Source organism: Burkholderia sp. MSMB1589WGS (assembly GCF_001636105.1).
Lineage (GTDB): Bacteria > Pseudomonadota > Gammaproteobacteria > Burkholderiales > Burkholderiaceae > Burkholderia > Burkholderia humptydooensis.
This window is the reverse complement of record NZ_LNJT01000008.1, coordinates 1,757,084-1,774,054: the sequence shown is the minus strand read 5'-3', so window position 1 is coordinate 1,774,054 and position 16,971 is coordinate 1,757,084. Positions and strand designations below refer to the sequence as shown.

The 16,971-nt window shown below is 68.8% G+C and carries 14 protein-coding genes and 4 pseudogenes; 10 read left to right on the top strand and 8 right to left on the bottom strand.

Annotated features, from left to right (window positions below; translation table 11 throughout):
- Nucleotides 1-311: 311 nt before the first annotated feature.
- From WT16_RS25405 to WT16_RS25395, 3 genes are all read left to right on the top strand, one after another.
- Entirely contained in the window at nucleotides 312-1,031 is a 720-nt protein-coding gene (locus tag WT16_RS25405) for an FCD domain-containing protein (RefSeq protein WP_009914283.1), read from the top strand.
- Nucleotides 1,032-1,095: 64 nt separating this feature from the next.
- The gene (locus WT16_RS25400) at nucleotides 1,096-1,665 is read left to right on the top strand and encodes a hypothetical protein (protein ID WP_059932392.1); all 570 of its coding nucleotides are present in this window, start codon (nucleotides 1,096-1,098) and stop codon (nucleotides 1,663-1,665) included.
- A 180-nt stretch (nucleotides 1,666-1,845) separates the two neighbouring features.
- Nucleotides 1,846-2,673, top strand: coding sequence for a hypothetical protein (locus WT16_RS25395; RefSeq protein ID WP_043283198.1), 828 nt, complete (start codon nucleotides 1,846-1,848; stop codon nucleotides 2,671-2,673).
- An 80-nt stretch (nucleotides 2,674-2,753) separates the two neighbouring features.
- Here WT16_RS25395 and WT16_RS25390 read toward each other — a convergent pair whose 3' ends face one another.
- From WT16_RS25390 to malR, 6 genes and pseudogenes are all read right to left on the bottom strand, one after another.
- Complete coding sequence (locus WT16_RS25390) at nucleotides 2,754-3,932, bottom strand: acyl-CoA dehydrogenase family protein (RefSeq protein WP_015603541.1); 1,179 nt, start codon at nucleotides 3,930-3,932, stop codon at nucleotides 2,754-2,756.
- A gap of 382 nt (nucleotides 3,933-4,314) precedes the next feature.
- A complete protein-coding gene (locus WT16_RS25385; protein ID WP_006029001.1) occupies nucleotides 4,315-4,971 on the bottom strand; it encodes a methionine ABC transporter permease in 657 nt (218 codons plus the stop codon).
- Entirely contained in the window at nucleotides 4,964-6,148 is a 1,185-nt protein-coding gene (locus tag WT16_RS25380; protein WP_063534963.1) for an ATP-binding cassette domain-containing protein, read from the bottom strand. The genes WT16_RS25385 and WT16_RS25380 overlap by 8 nt, the downstream gene beginning before the upstream one ends.
- 20 nt (nucleotides 6,149-6,168) lie before the next feature.
- The gene (locus WT16_RS25375) at nucleotides 6,169-7,563 is read right to left on the bottom strand and encodes an LLM class flavin-dependent oxidoreductase (RefSeq protein ID WP_063534962.1); all 1,395 of its coding nucleotides are present in this window, start codon (nucleotides 7,561-7,563) and stop codon (nucleotides 6,169-6,171) included.
- Between the two features lie 17 nt (nucleotides 7,564-7,580).
- Nucleotides 7,581-8,411 carry a MetQ/NlpA family ABC transporter substrate-binding protein gene (locus tag WT16_RS25370; protein ID WP_059932388.1) on the bottom strand — a complete coding sequence of 277 codons (831 nt, stop codon included), beginning with the start codon at nucleotides 8,409-8,411 and terminating at the stop codon, nucleotides 7,581-7,583.
- 260 nt (nucleotides 8,412-8,671) lie between these two features.
- Nucleotides 8,672-9,097 (bottom strand): annotated as a pseudogene (gene malR, locus WT16_RS25365) (LuxR family transcriptional regulator MalR); the annotation flags it as partial.
- Here malR and WT16_RS35205 point away from each other — a divergent pair.
- The 5 genes and pseudogenes from WT16_RS35205 to WT16_RS25345 form a co-directional block, all read left to right on the top strand.
- Nucleotides 9,026-9,330: pseudogene (locus WT16_RS35205) on the top strand (ketol-acid reductoisomerase); the annotation flags it as partial. The pseudogenes malR and WT16_RS35205 sit on opposite strands and share 72 nt — an antisense overlap.
- Complete coding sequence (locus WT16_RS25360; protein ID WP_063534495.1) at nucleotides 9,327-10,397, top strand: fkbH domain protein; 1,071 nt, start codon at nucleotides 9,327-9,329, stop codon at nucleotides 10,395-10,397. The pseudogene WT16_RS35205 and the gene WT16_RS25360, both read left to right, overlap by 4 nt.
- Nucleotides 10,398-10,427: 30 nt before the next feature.
- A pseudogene (locus WT16_RS25355) lies at nucleotides 10,428-10,700 on the top strand (acyl carrier protein); the annotation flags it as partial.
- Nucleotides 10,688-11,020, top strand: a pseudogene (locus tag WT16_RS25350) (AMP-binding protein); the annotation flags it as partial. The pseudogenes WT16_RS25355 and WT16_RS25350, both read left to right, overlap by 13 nt.
- Nucleotides 11,021-11,318: 298 nt before the next feature.
- The gene (locus tag WT16_RS25345; protein ID WP_063534492.1) at nucleotides 11,319-12,218 is read left to right on the top strand and encodes an AEC family transporter; all 900 of its coding nucleotides are present in this window, start codon (nucleotides 11,319-11,321) and stop codon (nucleotides 12,216-12,218) included.
- Nucleotides 12,219-12,365: 147 nt separating this feature from the next.
- Here the strand turns inward: WT16_RS25345 and WT16_RS25340 are convergent, their stop codons facing one another.
- A complete protein-coding gene (locus tag WT16_RS25340; protein WP_015603616.1) occupies nucleotides 12,366-12,836 on the bottom strand; it encodes a GNAT family N-acetyltransferase in 471 nt (156 codons plus the stop codon).
- 155 nt (nucleotides 12,837-12,991) lie between these two features.
- Between WT16_RS25340 and WT16_RS25335 the strand changes: the two genes are divergently transcribed.
- Together WT16_RS25335 and WT16_RS25330 are read left to right on the top strand one after the other, a co-directional pair.
- Nucleotides 12,992-13,651, top strand: a complete 660-nt coding sequence (locus WT16_RS25335; RefSeq protein ID WP_063534491.1) for a GntR family transcriptional regulator — start codon at nucleotides 12,992-12,994, stop codon at nucleotides 13,649-13,651.
- Nucleotides 13,635-14,876 carry a dicarboxylate/amino acid:cation symporter gene (locus WT16_RS25330; RefSeq protein ID WP_063534490.1) on the top strand — a complete coding sequence of 414 codons (1,242 nt, stop codon included), beginning with the start codon at nucleotides 13,635-13,637 and terminating at the stop codon, nucleotides 14,874-14,876. The genes WT16_RS25335 and WT16_RS25330 overlap by 17 nt, the downstream gene beginning before the upstream one ends.
- Before the next feature lie 560 nt (nucleotides 14,877-15,436).
- Here the strand turns inward: WT16_RS25330 and WT16_RS25325 are convergent.
- On the bottom strand, nucleotides 15,437-16,969 hold the full coding sequence (locus tag WT16_RS25325) for an efflux transporter outer membrane subunit (RefSeq protein ID WP_015603741.1): 1,533 nt from the start codon (nucleotides 16,967-16,969) through the stop codon (nucleotides 15,437-15,439).
- Nucleotides 16,970-16,971 lie beyond the last annotated feature (2 nt).

Below are 16,971 nucleotides of genomic sequence, written 5' to 3'. Positions count from 1 at the left end.
GCGCAAACGCGCGGAACCGCTTTCGATGCCCTATACTTTGGTCAAGTTGGTCTGACCACGCTGGCCAAGATAGTGAGATAGCGGCCGGCTGTCAATGCCGGCGCGATCAGGGAAAACGCCGATCAGCAACCCGCCGATTGCGCCAAAACCCGCGCCGGCATGGGCCCGGAAGGTCGCCGGCGCCCCGCCGGGTATAATTCCGCGCGGCCTGTCACACGCCCGGCACGCCCCGGCGCGGGTCGGCCGACGCGCACGAACGGCCGGCCGCGCAAGCCGGCGCCGCGCCACCCAACCGTCCAGAAGGCCCGTGCATGACGTTTCAGCCAGTCGAGTCCTATACCCGCGTGCGCCTGTCCGACGTGGTGTCCGACCAGATCAAGTCGCTCATCTCGGCGGGCAAGCTGCTGCCCGGCCAGAAGCTGCCGACCGAGCGCGAGCTCGCCGCGCAACTGAGCGTGTCGCGCCCGTCGCTGCGCGAGGCGCTCGTGCGGCTCGAGGCGGACGGCTTCATCGGCTCGGTCGGGCGGGGCGGCTTCGTCGTCGCGGACATCACGGCGCCCGTCGTGTCCAATCCGCTCGCCGATCTGCTGTTGCAGGACCCCGCGGCGAGCCACGACGTGCTCGAGCTGCGCCACGGCCTCGAAACGATCTCGACCGCGTATGCGGCCGAGCGCGCGACGCCCGGCGATCTCGCGAAGATCAAGGACGCGTTCGATACGCTCGCGGGCCATTCGCTGAAGCACGAGCCGGGCCGGCTCGCCGAAGTCGACGCGAACTTCCACCTCGCGATCGCCGATGCGACGCACAACGTCGCGCTAATCCACGTGATGCACGGCATCCACGGGCTGCTGCAGGAATCGATGCACAAGTCGCACCGGCTCGTGAACCACGCGGACGCGATGGAGCGCGCGCTCCTCGAGCAGCACACCGAGATCTACGAGGCGATCGCCGCGAAGGACCCCGAGCGCGCGCGCGCGGCGGCGGAGCGGCACCTGCGCTACGTGCGCGCGCTGTACGAGCAGGCGGCATGACCCGCGGGCGCGCCGCGGCGGCCGCGGGCGATGCTAAATTGAGGCTTTTCGACGAGGAGCCCGCATGCCGACGCCGGAGCATCCCTGGAATTCGCTGGAGATCGTCAAGCTCGCCGCCGAAGTGCTCACGCCGGTTTCCGTCGCCGCGTTCGGCTGGCTCGTCAGCCATCGGCTCAAGCAGCTCGAGCTCGTCCAGTGGACGAACCAGAAGCTGATCGAAAAGCGGCTCGCGCTCTACGACACGATCGCGCCGCTCCTCAACCGCCTGCTGTGCTTCTACACGTGGGTCGGCCCGTGGAAGGACATCTCGCCCGACGACGTGATCCGCGCGAAGCGCGAGCTCGACCAGACGATCCACGTCTACCGCCACCTGTTCGACGACGACGTGTACCGCGCATACCAGTCGTATCTCGACGCGCTGTTCGACACGCATTCCGGCGCGGGCCGGGACGCGCGGATCAAGTCGACGATCGCGGGCCCCGACGGCGACCGCATCGGCCACGGCACGTATCGATGGAATCCCGCGTGGTCCGGGCGCTTCACGAACGCGAACGTCGCGTCGCGCGACGAAGTGAGGGCGCGCTATCAACGGATCATGGACGGGCTGCGCCTATCGCTGGGCGTCGCGCATTAGGCATGCATTAGTCGTGCGTTAGTCGCTCGGCCGGCCGCCGGCCGTTCGCGCCGGCATCCGGTCGCGCCGCCGCACCGCCCGTCGGCACGAAAACCGCCAATCGCCACGAACCGCACATCGGCGTGTCACATATCGCGTGTCTGATTCGGGATACTGATTTCTGGTTGACTTCGTTCTTCGTTGATCTCACGGCCCGCATGCGGCGCCGGCGCGCGAGCGCCGCGCCGTCCGGGCCGGACCGGCACCGACATGAAAGCACGGCCGATGCTCGAATATGCGCTGCACCCGGTCGAGGATCGACTGGTCCACGTCGACGAACTCTGTCGCGCGGACCCCGTCCCGCGCGGGTGGGCGCGCTGTCCGCTCTGTCTGGAAGCGCTGTACGTCGTGCAGTTGCGCGACCGCTCGCACGCGCGCCGCTTCGTCCATCTCGCGGGCGAGTTCGCGCGCTGCCCGCTCGTCAACGACGCGCTGCCGAACCCGCTCGCCGTGCACCTCGGCCCGCCGCTCGACGAGCACGGCCGGCGAGCCCGCGCAACCTTCTTCCAGCACTGGCAGCGGCACCTGCACACGATCCGGCAGACGGCGGCCGCGTTCGGGATCGCGCGCTTCATGCGCGCGATCGAGCTCGCGGACGTGCTGAAGCTGTGGGCGTGGCCGACGCTCGCGCAACGCGACATCCCGTACATCCTGCTCGTGCTGACGGAATTCATCGCCGCGCCGCGCGGCGAGCGCAAGCAGGCCGCGTGGTCGCGCTTCTGGTTCGACGCGTCGGTGCAGCAGGTCGACGATCTGCGCAAGCCGCGCGGCGTGCTGCCGCGCCTGTTCCGGCTGCGCTACCGGCTGCCGAGGATGTCCAAGTTTCCGAACGCGCGGCACCTGATCGACTGCCAGCCGGTGCTGATGGACGACATCGGCCCGAGCGATGCGGCGATCGGCACGCCGCGCGCCGACATCGCCGCGTTCGAGGCGTTCGCCGCGCGCTTCGCGCGGCGGCCGATCGAATGACGGCGCGAAAGACGGCATCGAAAACGAAAACGAAGCGGGACGGCCGCGCGCGCCGCGAACCGGCGGCACGCGCGGCCGCGTCACGTATAGAGCGACGCGTCGGGCAGCGTGCCCGTCAGCGCATAGCGGCCGACGTCGCGCAGCCGGTAGTCGAGCGGATCGTGCAGCGTGTGCGTGCGCGCGTTGCGCCAGAAGCGGTCGAGCGCGAGCGGCGCGGCCGTCGCGCGCGCGCCGCACGCGTCGAACAGCGCCTCGCTGACGTCGAGCGCCGCGCGCTGCGCGACGATCTTCGCCTCCGAGATCGCGAGCGCGACTTCCGCGCGCGCATCGGCCGTCAACGCGTCCTGCTCCGTCCATGCGCGCTGCAACGCCCGCGCCGCGCGATCCGCGAGCGCCTCGGCGCTCACCGTCTGCACGCGCATGTCGCCGAAGCGCTGCAGCGTGTACGGATCGTCCGCCGCGCGCTCCACGCCCGAGTGCACCCACGGCCGCCCCGCGCGCTGCACGTAGTCGCGCGCCTCGGCGAGCGCGCCCTCCGCGATGCCGACGAACAGATTCGTCAACACGAGCTGCGACACGAGCGTGCGCAGCGTCGCGCGCGGCGTCGGCGGCGCTTCCGACCGATGCAGCACCTCGTCTGGCTCGACGCGCACGCCGTCGAACGCCACGCTGCCGCTGTCGGTCTGCCGCTGGCCGATCGGGTCCCAGTCGTCGCGCACCGTGATCCCTTCGCGCTGCGTCGGCACGACGGCGAACACCGGCTTGCCCGTGTCCGGATCGTGCGCGGACACCGTCATCCGCTGCGAGCCGCGCGTGCCCGAGCAGAAACCCTTGACGCCGTCGAGCCGGTAGCCGCCGTCGCCCGTCGCGCGCGCGACGAGCCGCGCGTCGAGCGGATTCACCGCGTTGCCCCACCACCAGTCATGCTCGACCGTGCCGCGCAGATAGCGCTCGCGCTGCGCGGCGCTGCCCCACACGTCGACGCTGACGATCTGCAGGCACTGAAAGCCGAGCAGATGCGCGAGCGCGCTGTCGACGCGCGCGAGCGCGCGGATCGTGTGGTAGATCACGGGCCAGCCCGCTTCCTGGCCGCCGAATTCGCGCGGCACCGCGAGCGTCAGCAAGCCGGCGTCGGCGATCCACCGCTTCTCGCGCGACGCATGGCCGCCCGCGCGATCGCGTTCCGCCGCGCTCGCGCGCAGCGCCGCGATCAGCTCGGCGAGCGTGCGCGGCGGCGTCCGGTCGGCTTCGACCGTCATTTCAACCAGGACTCGTGGATCGTTCATACGGAAGCTTCCCAGGTGGCGGGCATGTCGGTCGATGCGGCGACGGCCCGCGATGTCACGCGTGCGCACGCGCCGCACCGCCGTTTGTGGTCGATCGCCCGATTAGCGGTGTGGTGTGCGTCGAATACTAGCGCCGGGCACCTGTAATCAATGTACAGATATGTGTCCGGACAGTGTCGCGGCGGCCGTCGGCAAGGATTTCTTGCATTTCTTACGAAAGGCGGTTCGTTCGGATACCTGCCTGTCGACGCGGTGGCGGCGTCGCGTCCATGAAGCCGCCATCGTCATGCCCTCGTCATGCATCCGCAGTCAGTCCGATGTGCGGGCGGCGTCTCGGCGCATGCGCAGGCCGCGCTCACGCGCGCTTCGCGAGCCGCCGCACGACGCGGTCGCCGGTGAACTGCACGACGGTGACGAGCGCGATCAGGATCACGATCACCGTCGCCATCACCGTCGAATCGAAACGCTGGTAGCCGTAGCGTATCGCGAGATCGCCGAGCCCGCCCGCGCCGACCGCGCCCGCCATCGCTGTCGAGCCGATCAGCGCGACGACCGTGATCGTGAAGCCGCCGACGATCCCCGGCAGCGCCTCCGGCAACAGCACGTGACGGACGATGTGACGCCGCTTGGCGCCCATCGCCTGCGCGGCCTCGACGAGCCCCTTGTCGACCTCGCGCAGGCTCACCTCGGCAATGCGCGCGAAGAACGGAATCGCCGCGATCGACAGCGGCACGATCGCGGCCCACACGCCGATCGTCGTGCCGATCACGAAGCGCGTGAACGGCAGCAGCGCAACGAGCAGGATGATGAACGGCGTCGAGCGGAACGCATTGACGATCGCGCCGAGCGCCGCGTTCACGCCGCGCCGCTCGTAGATGCCGCCCGGCGCGGTCGTGACGAGCACGAGCGCGAGCGGCACGCCGACGAGCGCGGCAACGAGCGCCGACGCGCCGACCATCCACAGCGTGTCGCGGATCGCGTCCGCGAGTTCGGGAAACCACAGTTCAGACATAGCCGAGCACCTCCACATGATTCGCATGCCGGCGCGCGGCGGCGAGCGCAGCCGCGATCCTGTCCGGGCCGGCCGCGCCTCGCGCGGCGAGCGACGCGGCGATCACGAGCCGCCCCTGCACGCGCCCCTGGATCCTGTCGAGCCCGCCGTGCACGAAATGCACCGCGTCGCCGACGTTGCGCGCGAGCGCGCTCGTCAGTGCGCCGAGATCCGGCTCGCCGCCGTCCGCGCCCGTGTAGCGGACGGCGAGCAGCAGTCGCGCGCCGCACGGCAGCGGGGCGGCGCCGTCGAGCGGCCGCACGCGCGTCGCGAGATCGGCCGGCAGATCATGGACGAGCGTGCGCAACAGCGCGCGCGTCGCGCCATGCCTCGGATCGCCGAACACGCGCCATACCGGCCCCGTCTCGACCACCTCGCCATGCTCGACGACGGCCACCGTATCGCACACCGCGCGGATCACTTCCATCTCGTGCGTGATCAGCACGATCGTGAGCCCGAGCCGCCGATTGATGTCGGCGAGCAACGCGAGGATCGACTGCGACGTCTGCGGATCGAGCGCGGATGTCGCTTCGTCGCACAACAGCAGATCCGGATCGTGGACGAGCGCGCGCGCGATGCCGACGCGCTGCTTCTGCCCGCCCGACAGGCTCGCCGGATACGCGTCGCGTTTCGCGGCCAGGCCGACGAGATCGAGCAGCGCGTCGACCTTGCGCGCACGCTCGGCCTTCGGCACGCCGGCGATCTTCAGCGGCAGCCCGATGTTGTCGGCGACGGTCTTCGCGGACAGCAGGTTGAAATGCTGGAACACCATGCCGATCCGGCGCCGCAGCGCGACGAGCCCGCGCTCGTCGAGCGCGCCGACGTCGACGCCGTTCACGCGCACCGCGCCCGACGTCGGCCGCTCGAGCCCGTTGACGAGCCGCAACAGCGTCGACTTGCCCGCGCCGCTGCGACCGATCACGCCGAACACGCCGCCGCGCGCGATGTCGAGCGACACTTCGCGCAGCGCGGCCGACGGGCCGCGCGGACCGTCGAACACCTTGCTCGCCAGCTCGAACGACACCGCCGCGCCCATCGCCGAAGCGGCGGCCGCCGCGTCGCGCGCAGCGGGCGCGGTCTCGCGCGGCGCGGTGGCCGAGCGTTCGATGAAACTGGGGGAATCGAGTAGCTGCGCCATCGCGTCGCCTCGTCGCTTCGTCACACTTTCCCGGTTTCGCTCGCACCGTCGAACCGGTGCCGAGCGCCCGCATGCCAGCCGGGCAGCCGCCCGTCTGCGCCGAACAGCTTCGCGCGCAGCGTCGGCGCGCAATCGTAGTCCTCCTTGTAGAGGCCGCGGTTCTGCAACTCCGGCACGATCCGGTCGACGAAATCGACGAACGATTCGGGCATCACCGTGCGCGTCACGTTGAAGCCGTCGACGCCCGTTTCGTCGACCCACGCGGCGAGCTCGTCCGCGACTTGCGACGGCGAGCCGACGACCGGGTGATAGCGGCCGCCGATCGACATCTGGTCGAGAACGCGCCGCACGGTCCACGCGCCCGACGTGCTCTTCTTCGAGATCGCGTCGACGGCCGACTGGATCGAATCGGTCTTCACGTGCGCGATCGGCTCGTCAAGGCCGAAGCGCGAGAAATCGATGCCGGTCGAGCTCGCGAAGTGCGCGAGCCCCGCTTCCGGGTTCGCATGGCGCCGGTATTCGTCGAACTTCTCGCGCGCCGCCCGCTCGTTCTCGTCCGTGACGACCGTGATGCCCGCGAAGATCCTGATCGACGCCGGATCGCGGCCGATCCGCGCGGCGGCCGCGCGAATGTCGGCCACCGCCAGGCGCGCGGCGGCCTTGCTCTGGCCGTTCACGAACACGCATTCGGCGTGCTTCGCGGCGAACTCGACGCCGCGCGCCGACGATCCGGCCTGATACAGCACCGGCGTGCGCTGCGGCGAAGGCTCGCTCAGATGAATCGCGTCGATCGAGTAATACGGGCCGTCGTGGCGCACGCGGCGCACCTTGTCGGGCCGCGCGAACACGCGCGCATCGCGGTCGCGGATCACCGCGTCGTCGTCCCAGCTCCGTTCCCACAGCTTGTAGACGACGTCCATGTAGTCGTCCGCGCGCGCGTAGCGGTCGTCGTGCTCGATCTGCTTCTCGAGGCCCATGCCGCGCGCGGCGCTGTCGAGGTAGCCGGTCACGATGTTCCAGCCGACGCGGCCTTTCGTCAGGTGATCGAGCGTCGACATCCGTCGCGCGAACAGATACGGCGGCTCGTACGTGAGGTTCGCGGTCACGCCGAAGCCGAGATGCCGCGTCACCTGCGCCATCGCCGGCACAAGCAGCAGCGGATCGTTGACGGGCACCTGCACCGATTCGCGCAGCGCGACATCGGGGCCGCCGCCGTACACGTCGTAGACGCCGACGATGTCGGCGAGAAAGATCCCGTCGAACTTGCCGCGCTCGAGCGTGCGCGCGAGATCGGCCCAGTAGTCGAGATCGGTGTACTGCGCGGAGCGGTCGCGCGGATGCGTCCACAAGCCATGATTGATATGGCCGACGCAATTCATGTTGAACGCGTTCAGCAGGATCTTTTTCTTCGCCATCGCGCGCGCCTCCTGCCTCACCAGGCGACCGCGTACAGCGAGCCGAACGCGTTGTCGAGCGCCTTCCTGACCGCCGGCGAATGCTGATAGATCGCAATGAACCGGCGGATGCGCGGATCGTTCACGCGCTCCGGCCGCACGACCCATTGCAGCGCGAACAGCTTGTTCTCGAGCCCGTCGAACAGCAGCGCGCCGTTCGGGTCGGCCGTGCCGGCGAGCTTGATGAAGCTCGGATAGCCTTGCGCGAGATCGACGTCGTCGAGCGAGCGCGCGAGTTGCGACGCCTCGAGCGGCAGGATCTTCAGATGCTTCGGATTCGACACGATGTCGCGCGTCGTCGCGCGGTAATCGGCGCCCGGCTTCAGCTTGATCAAGCCCGCGCGCTGCAGCAGCAACAGACCGCGCCCGCCGTTGACGGGATCGTTCGCGATCGCGACCGTCGCGCCGTCCTTCAGTTGATCGAAGCTTTTGACCTTCTTCGAATAGAGGCCGATCTTCATGATCGTGCCCGGCGCGATCGCGACGAAATCATAGTGTCCCTGCTTCTTCGCGTTCTCGAGGAACGGGATGTGCTGAAAATAATTGACGTCGATGTCCTTGTTCGCGAGGGCCGCGTTCGGCGTGTTCCAGTCGGTGAACTCGATGATCTTCACGTCGAGGCCCTGCGCCTTCGCCTCCTTCGCGGCCACCTTCAGCGCGTCGATCTGCGGGCTCGTCGCGATGCCGACCTTCAGCGGCCCGGAATCGGCATGCGCGAGCGGCGCGGCGAGCGCGGCGCTCGCGAGTGCGGCGGCCGCAACGCGCGAAGCGCGCCTGACGACGCGCGCGAGAAAAAGGCGAGACGACATAGGAGGGACTCTCTTCAGGATGCCGGAACGAACACGGCCGGCGGGCGGGCGAAGCCGCCTGCGCTTGCGCGACGGCGCGGCTGCTTCGTTTCGAAATGAACTGCGATCGATGATAGGGCTGGCCGGCAGGGGTGGTCTACGAAGCGATTTCGCAAAGTAAATCGCGCGGGGCGATATAGCGCGGAGCGCGGAGCGCGCTGCGCAGCGACTGGATGGCGCAACTGCGCGATGCCGCGCGCATGCGCTCAGCGGGCGCGCGCTCAGATCAAGCCGCGCGCCGATGCCATGACGACCGCCTGCGCCCGGTTGTTCGCGCCGATCTTGCGCGCGGCGTTCGACAGATGGAACACGACCGTGCGCTCCGAAATGCCGAGAATCTTCGAGATTTCCCAGGCCGTCTTGCCGCGCCCCGCCCATTGCAGCGATTCGCGCTCGCGCGCGGTCAGGTCGCACGAGCCCTGCCGTCTCAGCCGGCAGTCGAGCAGTTCCTGCATCGCCGCGTGCACGAAGCCCGCAAGCAGTTGCGACAGGCTCAGCAGCCGCAGTATGTCGCTCGCGTCGTGCTCGAAGGGATCGTTGGTTGCCATGCTGAGCATGCTGATCGCGCCGCTGCGATCATGAACGGGGCAACTGAGCCCGTAGACGAGGCCGTACGACTTCGCTTCGTCGCGCATGAGCTTCGCGCGGCCGTGCGCGTGCTCGACCAGATCGACAGCGGCGACTTCTCCGCGTATCTGAAGGCGCATGCGGCGAACGCTACGCATCGCTCGACGAAGCACGCCGCGCGGCGCTGAAGCGCCCGCACAACGTCGCGCATGCGCACGTGCGCGCGGCGTTCCGGTTCCCGACGGAGGCCGCGGGCGGGCTCTACGAGGCGCCGCCCGCAGCCGCCAACGCCGAGCCGGAGGCCGCGCGATGAGCGCCGGGCGTCTCTACGTCGGCGCGACGTTCAACGCATCGCCGCTCGACCCGCTGCTGCGCGCGCGGGGCTTCGGCGACGTCGCGTTCACGCGCTACAACCAGTTGCTGCAAGCGCTGCTCGCGCCCGATCCGCAGCACGTGGACGATGCAACGCTGCTGCTCGTGCGGCTCGCCGATTTCGTGCGGCACAAAGCAAGCGACCGCACGCAATCGCCAGACGCGCTCGCCGCGCTGCTCGCGCAACGCGCGCAGGCGTGGCTCGACGCGCTCGCGTCGTTCGCCGCCGGCCGCGCGACGCCGCCGCGCGTCGTCGTGCTGCCGTCGCCCGCGCTCGACGCGCGCGGCGCGGCGCTCGCCCGCTTCTTCGAGCGCCGGCAACTGCGCATCGCAAGCATCCCGTTCGACGACAAAACCGCGCTCGCGAAAAGCGCACGCCTGAGCCACACGGCCGCGACGTTCCATCTGAGCGGTCGCCCACTTCTCGAAGCCGATCTGCTCGACGCGACTTCGCGCGACGCGGCGGGGCTCGCGCTGACCGTCGCCGACCGCTTCGGCCAATACGGCTGCAGCGGCTTCGCGCTCGTGCGCGTCGATGCCGGGCTGCCCGTCCTCGCCGATTTCGTGCTGAGCTGCACGGTGCTCGGCAAGCAGGTCGAGCACGGCGTGCTGCTCGCGCTCGCTCAGGCGGCGCAACGCGCCGCGTTGCCGGCCGTCGCGCTCGACTACGCACGCAACGACGGCAACCAGCCGGCCGTCGACTTCGTCGACGCGATCGCCGCGCAGGCGGGCGTCGCCATCGACCGAAGCGGCCCGCGCGCGCGGCTGCGCATCGCGCCGTCCGCGCTCGCCGAGGCCGTGCTCGCGTGTGCGAAAGCGCCGCAAGCGCTCGCGGCGGCCGCACAGGCGCTCGATCTGTGGAGCAAGGACGTGAGCCTGCCGCCCGTCGAGCCCGGCGACTTCGTCGCGCTGCTGAACGCGGGCGGCTATGCGTCGTCGATGAGCTCGAACCACTGCCTGCGTGGGCAGTTCCACGAGCTCGCGCTGTTCGGCGCCGCGCCGCACTGATCCCAACATCAACGACAAGGAGCCCCCAGCGTGTCCTCGCTTTCACGACAATTGAGCGCTCTCGGCAGCCGGATCTTCACGGGCGCGCCGTTCGGCCCCGGCGTGTCGATGCAGAATCTCGCCGAATGGTCGTCGCTCGCGCATGTCCAGTTGCTCGGCAGGGTCGCCGCCGAACTCGGCGTCGACATCGACATCGAAGAAGCCTATCGGCTCGACAGCTTCGAGCGGCTGCTGCAGTACATCGAGCGCCAGCGCTGGCCGGGCGGCGGCGCGCCGGCCGCATCCGCAACGTCGAGCGCGGCGAGCAGGCGGGCGGCGTCGTCGTGCTCGAGGCGATCGGCCGGTTCGATCTCGCGGCGCTCGCGCCGGAAATCGGCCGCGAAGCGTGGGACGCGTGCCAGTTGACGCTGAGCGGCGTGATCCGCGTGAAGAAAGGCGAGATTCATACGACATCGAGCGGCAAGATCCAGCGCGCGACCTGCGCGAAGATGCTCGCGGACGGCGCGTTCACGATCGAGGACGCGTATCTGCACGACGCCGCGCAAGCGTGGCTCGCGCCGGTGGTCGAACGGTGCGAGAGAGCCTGCCGCGAGCCGTCGGGGGACGCTCGGGCGGTTGCCTGAGCGTGCGGGGTGGCTTGGTGCGACGCGCCGTCGGGCGAACGACGCACGGACGTCGGCACGGCAAATCATGCCGCACTTTATGCCGCCCACCGCACCGCCAATCGCAGCCGAGCCTCACCCGCCTCCTCGCATCGCGCGCCCTGCCGGGTTATAGTCCGGCGGGGCGCACGCCACGCGAACGCACGCTGTGCGCGCACGGTGCGTCGCATCCATCCCGGTCCCGCGCAGATTTTCGACATCAATCCGCACGGGCGGCCCGCCGGGCCGCTTTGCATCCGATGCGTTCAAACACCGATCGATGGCTTCGTTGATTCTCGTTCTCGCCTGCCTCGTCGCAGGCGCCGCGCTCGCGCGGAGCAAGCGCCTGCCGGACAACTTCCCGGCCAGCCTCAATTACTTCGTGATCCAGATTTCATTGCCCGCGCTCGTGCTGCAGCACCTGCACAAGATTGCGTTCGCCGCGGACGTGCTATGGCTGTTCGCGACGCCCGCGATCGTGTTCGCGGCGACGGCCGCGCTCGCGCTCGCCGCGGGCGCGCTGCTGCGTCTCGACAAGGCGACGGTCGGCTGCCTCACGCTCGTCTGCGGCACGAGCAACACGTCGATCGTCGGCGTGCCGGTCGTGCAGGCGCTGATCGGGAGCGCCGCGGTCGGCCACGCGCTCGTCGTCGACCAGGCGAACTTCATCGTGATGTGCACGGCGGGCCTCGTCGCCGCCGACGTGTACGCGGGCAGCGCGACGAGCTGGCGCGGCGTCGCGCGGCAGCTTGCCGGCTACCGGCCGATTCAGGCGATGGCGCTTGCGCTGCTGCTGCGGCCGGTGCCATTTCCGACCGTCGTCGAGGACGTGCTGGCCGCGCTCGGCGCAACCCTCACGCCGATCGCGATGATCTCGGTGGGCGCGAGCTTCAGCGTGCGCCACGCGCGCGACGCCGCGCGCAATTTTCTGGTCGGAATCGGCTTCAAGCTGCTCGTCGTGCCGGCGATCGTGCTCGCGTGCGGGCTCTACGTGTTCTCGCAGCGGGGCGTGCCGCTCACCGTCGCGCTCGTGCAGGCGACGATGCCGCCGATGATCATCGCGGGGCTCATCGCGATCGACAAGAAACTCGATCCGCCGCTCGCGGGCGCGCTGATGACGCTGGGCGTGCCGGCGTCGATCGCCGCCGCGTGGCTATGGCGCGACGTGCTGCCTTATTGAAGAACGGCACGAAACGGCCGTTTTATTTGTTTCGCAACACGAACTATTTCTACGCGCCGCAACGGGAGCGAAGGATGCATCGCCCCGTCGATCGAACGCCCAAACACGAACGCCCAAATGCGCGGCGCGCCGGCGCTCGCGCAACCGTCATGCGTTGTCGGGCAACAGGCGATGCATTTCATGGAACACCATGTCGGCGCGCGCTGCGATCGTCAGCGGCACGCCGAACGTGGCGAAGCCGAGCGATTCGTAGAAGCCGCGCGCCGAATCGCGCGCGGTGCACCAGACAACCTTTCCGTTCTGCCGCTGCGCGTGCTCGATGCACGCATGCATCAGCCGCGTGCCGACGCCCTGCCCCTGCATGAACGGCTCGACGGCCACGCCGCGCAGCCGCCATGCGCCGTCCGCCGGGAAATCGCGGAACGGCTGCCGGCAGATCGTCGCGACGGCGACGATTCCATCCGACGTCCGGGCCGCGAGATGAAGCGTCGCGTCGTGGTCGTCGCACGGAAAGCGGCTTGCATTCTCGTCCCCATCCAGCAGGATTCGGGCCCGGAGCGGCAACACGGACGCAACCGGGACGGTCACGATGGAATACGACTGTTGATCGACGCACATCGGCTGTTTACGAAAAAATTGATTGACTCATTCTAAATCCGTGAAAGATTTCGATCGCGAAAAAATATTTGTTGTTCGCCCCCGCCAATACGGTTAATCTAAATAAATGCTGCTCGCGTCATTAAATTCAAGCAAGCAATCTGCGATCACAGATAATGGAGAAAATCTCGTCCGATACGGGAAGCGCCTATGACGAGATCCGCTCGCGGATCTTCGACGGCCGGTTGTCGCCCGGGCAGAAAATCTCTCACCGGGGCCTCGCGCACGAACTGGGCGTCGGGCAGATGCCGGTGCGCAGCGCGCTGCAATTGCTCGCGTCGGAAGGGCTCGTCAACATCGTCGACAAGAGCGGTACCTTCGTCAACGAGCCGACGCGCGACGATCTGCGCGAAATCTACGAGTTGCGGCTCGCGCTCGAAAGCACCGCCGCGTATCTCGCGGCGCGCGGCGGCGCAACGGACCGCCTGTCGCGCTCGCACACGCAGATGCGCAGGCTCGTCGACGAAAACATCGCCGACATCATGACCGAGCAGAAAATCGGCTGGGTCTTTCATGACGAAATATTCAAGGCGGCGCGCAACGACCGGCTATTTACGACATACAAGCTGCTGCACGCGCAAACGCACGCGCTGAATGAACTGCCGCGCAGCGATTTCGCGACGGTCAGGCGCGGCACGCTCGAACATTTGGAGATTTACGCGGCCATCGACGCACGGGACGCGGAAACGGCGCGACGCCGGATGTGGAATCATGTGATCGACGGTACTCCGGACAGAATCCGATTAATTCGAGCTCAATATGACACTGGCCAATAAAAAAATCCCGTTGCCGCTACAGATGATCCTCGGCCTCGCGCTCGGCGTGGTTTTCGGCCTGCTCGCGCCCGCCGCGAGCCGCGACCTGGCCTTCATTTCGACGCTGTTCGGCCACGCGATCAAGATGGTCGTGCTGCCGCTGATCCTGCTGTCGGTTACGCTCGGCGCATTCCGCGCGGGCACGCAGCGCGGCCGGCTCGGCAAGACGGCCGCGTTCAGCCTCGTGTTCTTCGTGCTGATGACGGTGATCGCCGCGTCGCTCGGCCTCGCGCTCAACTGGCTGTTCAGGCCCGGCATCGGCGCGAGCCACGCGCAAACGGCCGCGATGCCGGCGAATCTCGCAAGCGGCATCGACTGGATGAAGTTCCTGACCGACATGATCCCGTCGAACATCGTCGGCGCGCTCGCGGCCGGCAATTCGCTGCCGGTGCTCGTGTTCGGCGTGCTGCTCGGCTGCGCGCTCGCTGCGGTCGAGGACCGCGCGGCGCCGTTCGTCGCCGTCTGCGAATCGATGCTCGCCGCGTTCTTCAAGATGACCGAGTGGGTCGTGTCGCTGTCTCCCATTGCGATCTTTGCTGCGATTGCAGTATTGCTGTCGTCGAAGGGGCTTGCCGCAATGACGCCGCTCGCGAAGCTGCTCGGCATTGCGTATCTCGGCATGGCGGTCCTCGCCGCGTGGCTCACGCTGATCGTCAAGCTCGCCGGCCAATCGCCGCGCGCGGTCGTGCGCAAGGTGAGCGAGCCGCTGATCCTCGGCTTCACGACGCGCTCGTCCGAAATCACGTTCCCCGTGCATCTGAAGAAGCTCACGGAGATGGGCGTGCCGTCGTCGGTTGCGTCGACCGTGCTGCCGCTGTCGTACATCTTCAATCGCGAAGGCGCGGTGCTCTATACGGTGCTCGCGGTCTGCTATCTCGCCGACGCCTATCAGCTCGCGTGGAGCTGGCCGCTGATGATCACGATCGCAGTCCTGACGATCATCACGATCGACGGCGCCGCGAACGTGCCGTCGGGCGCGGTCGTCGCGATCACGGTGATCCTCGCCGCGATCGGGCTGCCTGCCGATGCGGTGCTGCTGATTCTCGGCATCGACGCGTTCTTCGACATGGGCCGCACCGCGCTGAACGTCTACGCGAGCACTGTCGCAACGACGCTCGCAAGCCGCGTGTCCGGCGTCGCACCCGAAGTCGCGGATGCCGTGACGGCGCACGCGTCGCGCGTTTGACGTGCGTTTGACAACAGTTTTTTGCAGGAAGATTTTTTTGCGAGCGTGACGCTCGGCGGTTCGGGAGGTGCGGCACGCCGTGCGTGCTTCTGCACGCACGGCGTGCCGCCTCGCATGACACCGCTCGCGCGATTGTAGTTCCGTCTGCGAGTATTTCTGGCCCTCGGATGCAGGCGGTTACGCAGTCCCTGTCGCCCTACGCTGGGACTGCGCTTTTTATTGTCGACCAGCAGCGCAACGAGACGGTGGTGCCCCGTCTCATGCGCCGCTGCCAAGTGTAAGTCGAGGCCGCTGCGCGCGAAACAAAAATCGCGCGATAGCATGTACTCCAGGCCGATTCCGGCACGCATGCCGCCTGCGCGCCGCCGATGCGAAGCGGCGGCCGCGTGCCCCGTGCATCCATCGCGAATGCCGCCCGTCACGCGACGGGCGCTGCATGCTTGCGCCCGTCGCGTCCGCGCGGCTCTCAGGCTCCGATTCTCCCATTCCCCGGCTCGTCGGCTCTCGAACGTCCTCGCGCTCGCGTACGCCGTCGGCATGCCCGAAGGCATGCCGCATGCTCAACGCGCCGCGACGTCCTGCTTGCGCGGATCGCGCGAGCCGAGCGCCACGTCGCTGCCCCAGCCGCCGCCGAGCGCCCGAATCAGGTTGACCGTCGACACCGCCTGCGTGCCCGTCAACTGGTTCGATTGCAATTGCGATTCGAGCACCGAGCGCTCGCTGTCGATCACGTCGAGATAGCTGACCGCGCCTTCCTGATACTGCGTGCGCGACAGCGTCGCCGCGCGCCGCGACGCGTTGACCGCGTCGCTCTGCGCACGGATCTGATCGTCGAGCAGACGCAGATCGGCGAGGTTGTCCTCGACTTCGCGGAACGCGACGAGCACCTGCTGCCGATAGTTCGCGACTTCCTCGTCATACTTCGCGCGCGCCTGCGCGACGCCCGCGCTGCGGCGCCCGCCGTCGAAGATCGGCAGCGTGAGCGCCGTGCCCGCGAACGGTCCGAGCAGGAACGTGCGGCTCGACCACAGGAACAGATTGCCGAGCGTCGCTGCTTCATAGCCGAACGAACCCGTGATGTCGAGCTTCGGGAAGTACGCGGACTTCGCCAGGCCGACGCGCGCGTTCGCGGCCATCATCGCGCGCTCGGCCGCCGCGATGTCCGGCCGCCGTTCGAGCAATGCCGACGGCAGCCCCGCCGGCACGCGCACCGCGACCGGCACGATCGGCGTCTCCTTGAACGCGAAATCCGCGGGCGCCTTGCCAAGCAGGATCGCGAGCGCATGCTCGGACGCGGCGCGCCGCCGCGCGACGCCGACCGCATCCGCCTGCGCGGTCGCGAGTTCGTTCTTCGCGCGCGACACGTCGAGCTCGCTGATGTCGCCTTCGCTGAAGCGGCGCTGCACGAGCTTCAGCGCTTCCCCGCGCAACTCGACGGTGCGGCGGTACAGATCCTGGTCGGAATCGAGCCGGCGCAGCTCGAAGTAGTTCTGTGCGACGTCCGCCTGCAAGGCGAGCTGCACCGAGCGGAACAGCGCCTGGCTCTGCGCTTCGTCCGCGCGCGACGCTTCGACATTGCGGCCGACGCGCCCGAACAGGTCCGCCTCGTACGACACGGTGCCCTGCGCGCGCCAGAGCGTCGCCGTGGTCGGGCCGCTGCCCTGGGGCTGAAACTGCGACGCGGACGACAGGCCCTCGCGCGTCGGCCCGAAGCCCGCGCCCACTTGCGGAAACCACTGCGAGCGCGCGGCGCGGGTCGCCGCGCGCGCCTGCTCGACGCGCGCCGCCGCAGCCTTCAGGTTCTGGTTCGCGGCGAGCGCCTGTTCCTCGAGCGCGTCGAGCGCGGGGTCGCCGAATACCCGCCACCATTCGCCGCGATGCGCTTCGTCGGCGGGCTCGGCCGCCTTCCAGGTGCCGGCCTGCTCGCCCGGCGAGAGCGCCGGCGCTTCCTTGAACGCGGCGGGCGTCGCGACGTCCGGCCGCTTGTAGTCGGGCCCGACCGCGCACGCGGCGAGCAGCGCGACGAGCAGCCCGCTCGCCGCCGCGATCTTCGCGACGCGCGCGATGCGTTCGTTGATGTTGGTCTCGTTCATCT

What these genes read in the sequence shown, in the direction of transcription:
- WT16_RS25345 (WP_063534492.1), top strand. Translation starts at nt 11,319, where the DNA reads ATGGCTTCGTTGATTCTCGTTCTCGCCTGCCTCGTCGCAGGCGCCGCG.
- WT16_RS25330 (WP_063534490.1), top strand. Translation starts at nt 13,635, where the DNA reads ATGACACTGGCCAATAAAAAAATCCCGTTGCCGCTACAGATGATCCTC.
- WT16_RS25385 (WP_006029001.1), bottom strand. Translation starts at nt 4,971, where the DNA reads ATGTCTGAACTGTGGTTTCCCGAACTCGCGGACGCGATCCGCGACACG.
- WT16_RS25405 (WP_009914283.1), top strand. Translation starts at nt 312, where the DNA reads ATGACGTTTCAGCCAGTCGAGTCCTATACCCGCGTGCGCCTGTCCGAC.
- WT16_RS25360 (WP_063534495.1), top strand. Translation starts at nt 9,327, where the DNA reads ATGAGCGCCGGGCGTCTCTACGTCGGCGCGACGTTCAACGCATCGCCG.
- WT16_RS25340 (WP_015603616.1), bottom strand. Translation starts at nt 12,836, where the DNA reads ATGTGCGTCGATCAACAGTCGTATTCCATCGTGACCGTCCCGGTTGCG.
- WT16_RS25400 (WP_059932392.1), top strand. Translation starts at nt 1,096, where the DNA reads ATGCCGACGCCGGAGCATCCCTGGAATTCGCTGGAGATCGTCAAGCTC.
- WT16_RS25325 (WP_015603741.1), bottom strand. Translation starts at nt 16,969, where the DNA reads ATGAACGAGACCAACATCAACGAACGCATCGCGCGCGTCGCGAAGATC.
- WT16_RS25335 (WP_063534491.1), top strand. Translation starts at nt 12,992, where the DNA reads ATGGAGAAAATCTCGTCCGATACGGGAAGCGCCTATGACGAGATCCGC.
- WT16_RS25375 (WP_063534962.1), bottom strand. Translation starts at nt 7,563, where the DNA reads ATGGCGAAGAAAAAGATCCTGCTGAACGCGTTCAACATGAATTGCGTC.
- WT16_RS25370 (WP_059932388.1), bottom strand. Translation starts at nt 8,411, where the DNA reads ATGTCGTCTCGCCTTTTTCTCGCGCGCGTCGTCAGGCGCGCTTCGCGC.
- WT16_RS25380 (WP_063534963.1), bottom strand. Translation starts at nt 6,148, where the DNA reads ATGGCGCAGCTACTCGATTCCCCCAGTTTCATCGAACGCTCGGCCACC.
- WT16_RS25390 (WP_015603541.1), bottom strand. Translation starts at nt 3,932, where the DNA reads ATGACGGTCGAAGCCGACCGGACGCCGCCGCGCACGCTCGCCGAGCTG.